Origin of the sequence: Streptomyces sp. URMC 123 (assembly GCF_051386515.1) — a bacterium.
GTDB lineage: Bacteria > Actinomycetota > Actinomycetes > Streptomycetales > Streptomycetaceae > Streptomyces.
The window spans coordinates 1-221 of sequence record NZ_JBPQTV010000809.1; the positions used below are offsets into that span (position 1 = coordinate 1).

Here is a 221-nt window from a genome sequence, read left to right on the forward strand (position 1 = left end):
ACGGGCACGTCACGGACGACACACAACGGGGACGTCGCGCAAACCACCCCGGAGGGGGGCGTCTACTGGAAGCCGAACATCTGCGTCCAGTAATGGCCCCACGAGCCACCCGCCGCGTGCCCCGCGCCCATCGACTTGAACTGGCAGTTCAGGATGTTCGCCCGGTGCCCGGGCGAGTTCATCCACTGCTCCATCGTCTTGTCCGCCCCCGCGTTGCCCGC

The 221-nt window shown here is 67.9% G+C and carries 1 protein-coding gene; it reads right to left on the reverse strand.

The annotated features are described in order from the left end of the window. Positions 1–62 precede the first annotated feature (62 nt). Positions 63–221, reverse strand: a 159-nt coding sequence (locus ACSNOD_RS32080) for a CAP domain-containing protein (protein WP_436770555.1), incomplete at its 5' end; no start/stop codon positions are given.